This is a genomic window from Gordonia sp. 852002-10350_SCH5691597, assembly GCF_001665715.1.
In the GTDB taxonomy this organism is placed as follows: domain Bacteria; phylum Actinomycetota; class Actinomycetes; order Mycobacteriales; family Mycobacteriaceae; genus Gordonia; species Gordonia sputi.
Window position 1 is genome coordinate 20,794 of record NZ_LZMO01000192.1, and the last position, 6,306, is coordinate 27,099.

Annotated in this window: 6 protein-coding genes; 3 read left to right on the forward strand and 3 right to left on the reverse strand. The window is 65.8% G+C overall.

All coding sequences use genetic code 11. The features are described from left to right. Positions 1-11: 11 nt before the first annotated feature. Positions 12-1,589, reverse strand: a complete 1,578-nt coding sequence (locus tag A5777_RS14035) for a (2,3-dihydroxybenzoyl)adenylate synthase (protein ID WP_064863131.1) — start codon at positions 1,587-1,589, stop codon at positions 12-14. Between the two features lie 23 nt (positions 1,590-1,612). Here A5777_RS14035 and A5777_RS14040 point away from each other — a divergent pair, with 23 nt between their 5' ends. The 3 genes from A5777_RS14040 to A5777_RS14050 are packed head-to-tail and all read left to right on the forward strand — an operon-like array spanning position 1,613 to position 4,084. Continuing rightward, entirely contained in the window at positions 1,613-2,293 is a 681-nt protein-coding gene (locus A5777_RS14040) for an isochorismatase family protein (protein ID WP_064863132.1), read from the forward strand. Then, on the forward strand, positions 2,286-3,059 hold the full coding sequence (locus A5777_RS14045; RefSeq protein WP_005202862.1) for a 2,3-dihydro-2,3-dihydroxybenzoate dehydrogenase: 774 nt from the start codon (positions 2,286-2,288) through the stop codon (positions 3,057-3,059). Before A5777_RS14040 ends, A5777_RS14045 begins: the two co-directional genes overlap by 8 nt. Positions 3,060-3,112: 53 nt before the next feature. Further along, complete coding sequence (locus A5777_RS14050; protein ID WP_039854583.1) at positions 3,113-4,084, forward strand: iron-siderophore ABC transporter substrate-binding protein; 972 nt, start codon at positions 3,113-3,115, stop codon at positions 4,082-4,084. Between the two features lie 101 nt (positions 4,085-4,185). Here A5777_RS14050 and A5777_RS14055 read toward each other — a convergent pair whose 3' ends face one another. Together A5777_RS14055 and meaB are read right to left on the reverse strand one after the other, a co-directional pair. Then, positions 4,186-5,379 (reverse strand): lipase family protein, encoded by a 1,194-nt coding sequence (locus A5777_RS14055; RefSeq protein ID WP_082933674.1) that lies wholly within the window; start codon positions 5,377-5,379, stop codon positions 4,186-4,188. A 93-nt stretch (positions 5,380-5,472) separates the two neighbouring features. Next, positions 5,473-6,306: methylmalonyl Co-A mutase-associated GTPase MeaB (gene meaB, locus A5777_RS14060; RefSeq protein WP_064863134.1), on the reverse strand; the 834-nt coding region annotated here is incomplete at its 5' end.

Consider the following 6,306-nt stretch of genomic DNA (forward strand, 5'->3'; position numbering starts at 1 on the left):
GGTCAGAAGGCTCAGCCCGCGAGGACCTCGCGGAGCTTCTTGCGGCTCACCTTGCCGACGCCGGTCTCGGGGAACTCGTCGATGATCTTGACGACGTCGGGGAGCTTCCACTCGGCGAGGCCGTTCTCGCGGACAAAGCGTCGGATACCAGCGAGATTCGGCGGATTGTCCGCGTCGTCGGGGATGAGATAGGCACAGGTGCGCTCACCGAGGTAGGGGTCGGCCACCGCCACCACGATGGCGTCGCGCACCGCAGGGTGTGTCAGCAACTGTTCTTCGAGTTGCTCGGCAGACACCTTCTCGCCGCCGCGGTTGACACGATCACCTCCACGACCGCGCACCACGACGTTGCCGTCTGCCGTCAGCTCGACGACGTCGCCCGTGCGGTACCACCCGTCTGACGCGAACGACGACGCACTCGCGTCCTGCCAATACGAACGAATCGTGTACGGCCCCTGCGTCTCCAGAAAGCCCGGGCCGGCACCGGCGTCGACGCCGTCCTCGTCGACGAGCCTGATCTGGTCGTCGGCCGACATCGGACGGCCCTGCGTCGTGGTGATCACGTCGATCGGATCGTCGAGTCGCGTGTAGCAGACCAGGCCCTCAGCCATGCCGAACACCTGCTGCAATCGCACCCCGAGCGCCGGGCCGATGCGGCGTGCGAGTTCGTCAGGGCAGCGCGCTCCTCCGACCTGGATGACGTCGAGCGATGAGAGGTCGAAAGACGTTCCGGCCTCGGCGATTTCGGTCCACAGCCGCGCGAGGGGGGGCACGAGGCCGGTCATCGTCACGCCCTCGCGTGCCACCATCTCCCATGCGACGGACGGCGCGGGCGACGCGGTGAGCGCGATTGTTCCGCCAGCACACATCGCGCCGAGAATGCCTGGCGAACTCATCGGGAAGTTGTGTGCGACGGGCAGCGTGGCGAGGTAGACGGTGTCGACGGTGACTCCGCAGAGTTCGTTGCTGCGACGCACGCTGTAGAGGTAGTCGTCATGTGTGCGCGGAATCAGCTTGGGGATGCCCGTGCTTCCGCCCGAGAGCTGTAGGAAGGCCAGCTCGGCGGGGTCCGCGCGGTCGTGCTCGATCGGTTCCAAAGACAACGCGTCGAGGTCGTCAGCGTCGATCCACCGGGTGACCGAATCAACCTGTGCCGCGATGGTGTCGGCGAGTCCGCGATAGTCGAACCCCGAGTCCTCGCGTGGCGAGATGATCGTGGTGGCGCCCGCCGCGCGCGCGATACCGACGAGTTCGCCCGCTCGATGAGCGGGAAGGGTGAAGACCGGAATCGCGCCGAGTCGGAACAGCGCAAAAACGGCTTCGACATAGCAGACCCGGTTCGGGATCTGCACCAGTACACGGTCGTCGGGCGCGATACCGACTTCGACCATGCCCGCCGCGATCCGGCCGACGCGATCGTCCAGCTCCGCGTAACTGAGTCTTCGGTGGATGTCGACGACAGCGGTGCGGTCGGCGGACGCCGGGTCGGTGGCGCGAGAGCGCAGGACGTCGTCGAACGTCTCCCCCACCCACAGTCCGTCGGCTCGATACTTCGCTTCCAGTTCCGGGGGCCATGGAGACACGAGCATAAAGGTGAGGCTACCCTAATGGCGTGGCTATCCCGACGATCACCCCGTACCAGATTCCCGACGGACCGTTCCCGCAGCGCGTCGACTGGAAGTTGGAACCCTCGCGTGCCGCACTGCTGATCCACGACATGCAGAACTACTTCATCGACGCCTACGACGCGCAGGCCGAACCGATGGCGACCGCGCTCCCGAACATGGTCGCCATCCGCGCAGCCGCCACCGCCGCGGGCATACCGGTTGTCTACACGGCCCAGCCCGGCGATCAGCATCCCTCACGTCGAGGAATCCTGGCCGATTTCTGGGGCCGTGGACTCGATTCGGGCCGCGACGAGAACATCATCCCCGCACTGGCGCCGCGCAGCGGCGACATCACCGTCACCAAGTGGCGGTACTCGGGTTTCCAGCGCACCGATCTGCGACACCTGCTGGCACGCCACGGACGTGATCAGCTCATCGTGATCGGCGTCTACGCCCACATGGGCTGCATGATCAGCGCGACGGAGGCGTTCATGATGGACGTCGAACCGTTCTTCGTTGCCGACGCCGTTGCCGACTTCACCCGCGACGAACACACGATGGCGTGCGAGTACGTTGGCAAGCGTGCGGGCCGGGTCCTCACCACCGACGACGTTGTCGAGGCGCTGCGGAAAGGCGCAACGTCAGAATCGGACACCCCCGCGCGCGGGGCGCGCAGCCATGCCTGATCCTGACCTGCCTGATCCTGACCTGCCTGAGCCCGCCTTCCCTGAACCCGTCCTACCTGAACCCGGCTCGCTCGCGGGAACGCGTGCGGTGGTCACCGGTGCCGCGGGGGGTATCGGGGCAGCCGTCGCCGCGTTGCTACGCGCGCATGGGGCATCGGTTGACGCGTGGGATCTGATGCACGACACCGGTATTCGTAGTGTCGACGTCACCGATCGGCAGGCGGTCGGCGATGCATGGAAGGCGGCGACGCAGGCGGGCCCCGTCGACATCGTCGTCTCGGCCGCGGGCGTGATGGCCGACGACTGGGATACCTGCATGGCCGTGAACGCGGGCGGGGTGCGCAATCTGCTCGACGTCTCACTCGACGACCTCACCGCGCGACGAAGCGGATCCGTCGTGGTCGTCTCGAGCAACGCCGGAGCCACACCGCGATCGGGACTGGCGGCATACGCCGCATCGAAAGCCGCCGCGACGTCGTACGCACGCAGCCTCGGACTCCGGGTCGCGCCATACGGTGTCCGCGTCAACATCGTCTCCCCCGGTTCCACCGACACGCCGATGCTGCGGGGCATGTGGACCGACGACGCTGATCGAGACCGGGTACTGGCCGGAGATCCGGACGCGTATCGACTCGGAATACCGTTGGGACGCATAGCAAGTCCCGAAGATGTCGCCTCGACAGTGGTGTTCCTCGCGTCGAGCGCCGCACGCCACATCACCATGCACGACCTTCGTGTCGACGGAGGTGCGACGTTGGACATGTGATGTGCGATGTACCGTCCGAAACTGACATAACCGACACCGACGATTGGATTGAAGTGAAGAAAACGCGCGCGACGCGGGCACTCGCGGTTCTGCTGACAGCAGGACTCATCGGTTTCCTGGCCGCTTGCTCGTCCTCAGAAGACGACGCATCGTCGTCGTCCTCGGAATCGTTCGCCCCCGTGACGATCGACCACGAGTACGGCAGCACCAAGATCGACAAGAAGCCGACCAAGGTCGTCAGCTTGCTCACCGACTGGACCGACACCCTTGCGGCGCTGAATATCCCGATCACCGCTGAGTTCGTTCCGCAGGGCACCCCGAGCTTCGAGTGGACTCCGAAGCACGACTCCGAGGTGGTGCAGGTCGCAGACATCTCGCAGGTCAGCGTCGGCGAGATTGCCAAGTACCAGCCGGATCTGATCCTGGCGGGCTACGTCGGCGACAAGAGTCGCTACGACAAGCTGTCCGAGATCGCACCGACCATTCCCGTCCTGACCAAGGGTGCGACGGTCGACACCTGGGAGAAGATCACCACCACCACCGGGCAGATCTTCGGCAAGCAGCAGCAGGCATCCGAACTCGTCGACTCGACGAACAAGAAGATCGCTGACTTCAAGGCAAAGTACCCTGCGGCCGTTGGCAAGACGTTCACCTTCGCACAGGTTGGCCCGACCGGTCAGGTCGGCGCTATCAACACCACCGACGACGCCGCCGCAGGGCTGATCGCCCAGCTCGGATTCACCCTGAACCCGAAGGTCGCCGCCGAGCACAAGGAGGGTTCGACGCGCTCACTGATCTCTGCCGAGCGAATCGACCTGCTCGACTCGGATCTACTCGTGGTCTACACGCCGGGCGGCGACCCTGCTGTCGCAGAACGCGTTCCGGGTTGGTCGTCGCTCCCCGCGGTCAAGAAGGGCACCGTGGTGTTCCTCGACGACAAGACGCAGCCCGCCTTCAGCGTGCCCAGCGCACCGTCGGTCGGATTCGTGATCAACACTCTCGACCCCGTGGCTGCCAAGTTCTGAGTCAGCCAAGTTCTCACGGCGCCAGTTCCAGGGAGAACACCCCATAACGACTGCGTCCCGCTCACCGAGCAATCGGTGAGCGGGACGCAGTTCTTGTGGTATCAGGCCGTCGGCCAGCGTTGCTTTTCAGACCAGGCCAGCGCGTTGGTCTCGGCGTAGACGCCGACGCCGTGGCCCGCCTGGTAGATGCGAAGATCGACATCGACGCCGTTGGCCTTCGCGCGATCGACCCACTGCGTCGTCAGTGGCGCGAACGCCACCGGATCGAGTGCGCCCTGCTGGAGCAGAATCGGTGCGGGGTAACCCTTTTCGGGCACGTAGGTCACCGAACGCAAAGCCGGGATCAGCGGCCCCTCGTTGAATGGCTTCGCAACGAGTTGCCCGACGGTCATGCCCTTTGTCGCGCGACCCTGATTCGGGTAGCACAGCGTCTGGGCATCCTTCACAACCTTGCGCCCCCGCGGGGTCAGGTACGAATCGACGTCCACATCGGGACGCGCGACCTTGAGTCCTGCGAGCACATACGAGAAGTAGGTGACGTAGTCAGGCACCTCGACCGGGGGAACGCCCGGTCGGATCGCCGAGAAGTAGTCGGCGATGTCGACGGGCGGTGAGGTCGCGGCGACACCGACATTGGTCAGCTCGGGCGCGTACGACGGCGTGAGGTGACCGGCCCACAGCGCAGCGTGTCCACCCTGCGAACCGCCCGTGGACACAAAGCCCTTCGACGTCTGCGCGCCGGCGAACTGTGGGGTCACCACACGCGCCGCGCGAACGGAATCGAGGATGTTCTTCCCGGCGACGTCGCCGTCGAGGTAGGCGTGCACGCCGGGGCCGCCGATACCTGCGTACTCGGTCGCCGCGATGACGTAGCCCTTCTTGAGCCACGGACCAAGCCAGGAGTCGTAGCGCCCCTGATGCCCCATGCGATCGGTGACGGTGCAGTCGTCGCCGAGCCCCGCGGTGCCATGACCGTAAGCCAGTACGCGATAGCCATCCTTCGGTGCGGCGACGGCGGGAATCATGATCGTGGCACGCACGGGCACGAGCGTGCCGTCACTCTGCGGCGAAAGGTAGGTAACGGCAACGACTTTGCCCGCTCCCGCCACTTTCGCGTCGGGCCTGTCCGTGATGTCTTCAGCGCTGAGTACGGTGCCTGCCTTGGCGGGCGCTGCCGCGGCGGGAGTCGCGGTGAGTGTGGGCACCAACCCGATCACCACCGCCAGGAGTATCGATACCACCGACCCAAGCATCACGGCGAAACGACGCCGCGGGATCCTGGCCAGAGAACGCATGAGACCGCCTTCCTTACAGACACGGCGCCCGACATTAGGCGACCCTAAGCAACCTAGCAGGCCATCGGGGTCTCACGGTCGGTGCCCCGTCGGTCACCGACGATCGAAGGAGGCGAGGATTTCCTGGGCAGCCAGGGCAGGCGTCAGGTCGCCGGAGCCGACACGCGCTTCGACGTCGCCGCGGATCCCGGCGACCTCGGGGCTGGCGGCCAGACGGCTGAGCAACTCGTCGCGCACCATCGTCCATGTCCAGTCGATCTGCTGGCGGCTGCGCCTGGCGTCGAACTCGCCTGCGTCGACCAGCACGGAATGATGGCGCTCGACGGCCCGCCAGAAGTCGTCGACGCCGGTGTTCTCGAGCGCGCTCATCGTCAGGACGGGCGGCACCCACAGCGCGTCGTGTGGATAGATCAGCTTCAGCGCATTCTTCAGTTCGCGCGCAGCACCTTTGGCCTCGGTGAGATGCGAGCCGTCTGCCTTGTTCACGACGATGACGTCGGCAAGCTCGAGCACACCCTTTTTGATGCCCTGCAGTGAATCGCCGGTCCGCGCGAGGGTGAGGAACGTGAACGTGTCGACCATGTTGGCGACGGTCACCTCCGACTGACCGACGCCAACCGTTTCGACGAGCACCACGTCGAACCCGGCGGCCTCGACGAGCACGATGCTCTCGCGGGTTGCCTTCGCGACGCCACCGAGCGTGCCCGACGTCGGAGACGGCCGGATGTAGGCGTCGGGATGCACGGCCAGGGTGCCCATGCGTGTCTTGTCGCCGAGTATCGAACCACCCGTGCGCGTCGACGACGGGTCGACAGCCAGCACCGCCACGCGGTGACCCTGCTCGATCAGATGCATCCCGAGCGCTTCGATCGTCGTCGACTTGCCGACGCCGGGCACGCCGGTGATCCCCACGCGAAACGACTTTCC

Coding starts and splice junctions, on each gene's coding strand:
- A5777_RS14045 (WP_005202862.1), top strand. CDS start 2,286: ATGCCTGATCCTGACCTGCCTGATCCTGACCTGCCTGAGCCCGCCTTC.
- A5777_RS14055 (WP_082933674.1), bottom strand. CDS start 5,379: ATGCGTTCTCTGGCCAGGATCCCGCGGCGTCGTTTCGCCGTGATGCTT.
- A5777_RS14035 (WP_064863131.1), bottom strand. CDS start 1,589: ATGCTCGTGTCTCCATGGCCCCCGGAACTGGAAGCGAAGTATCGAGCC.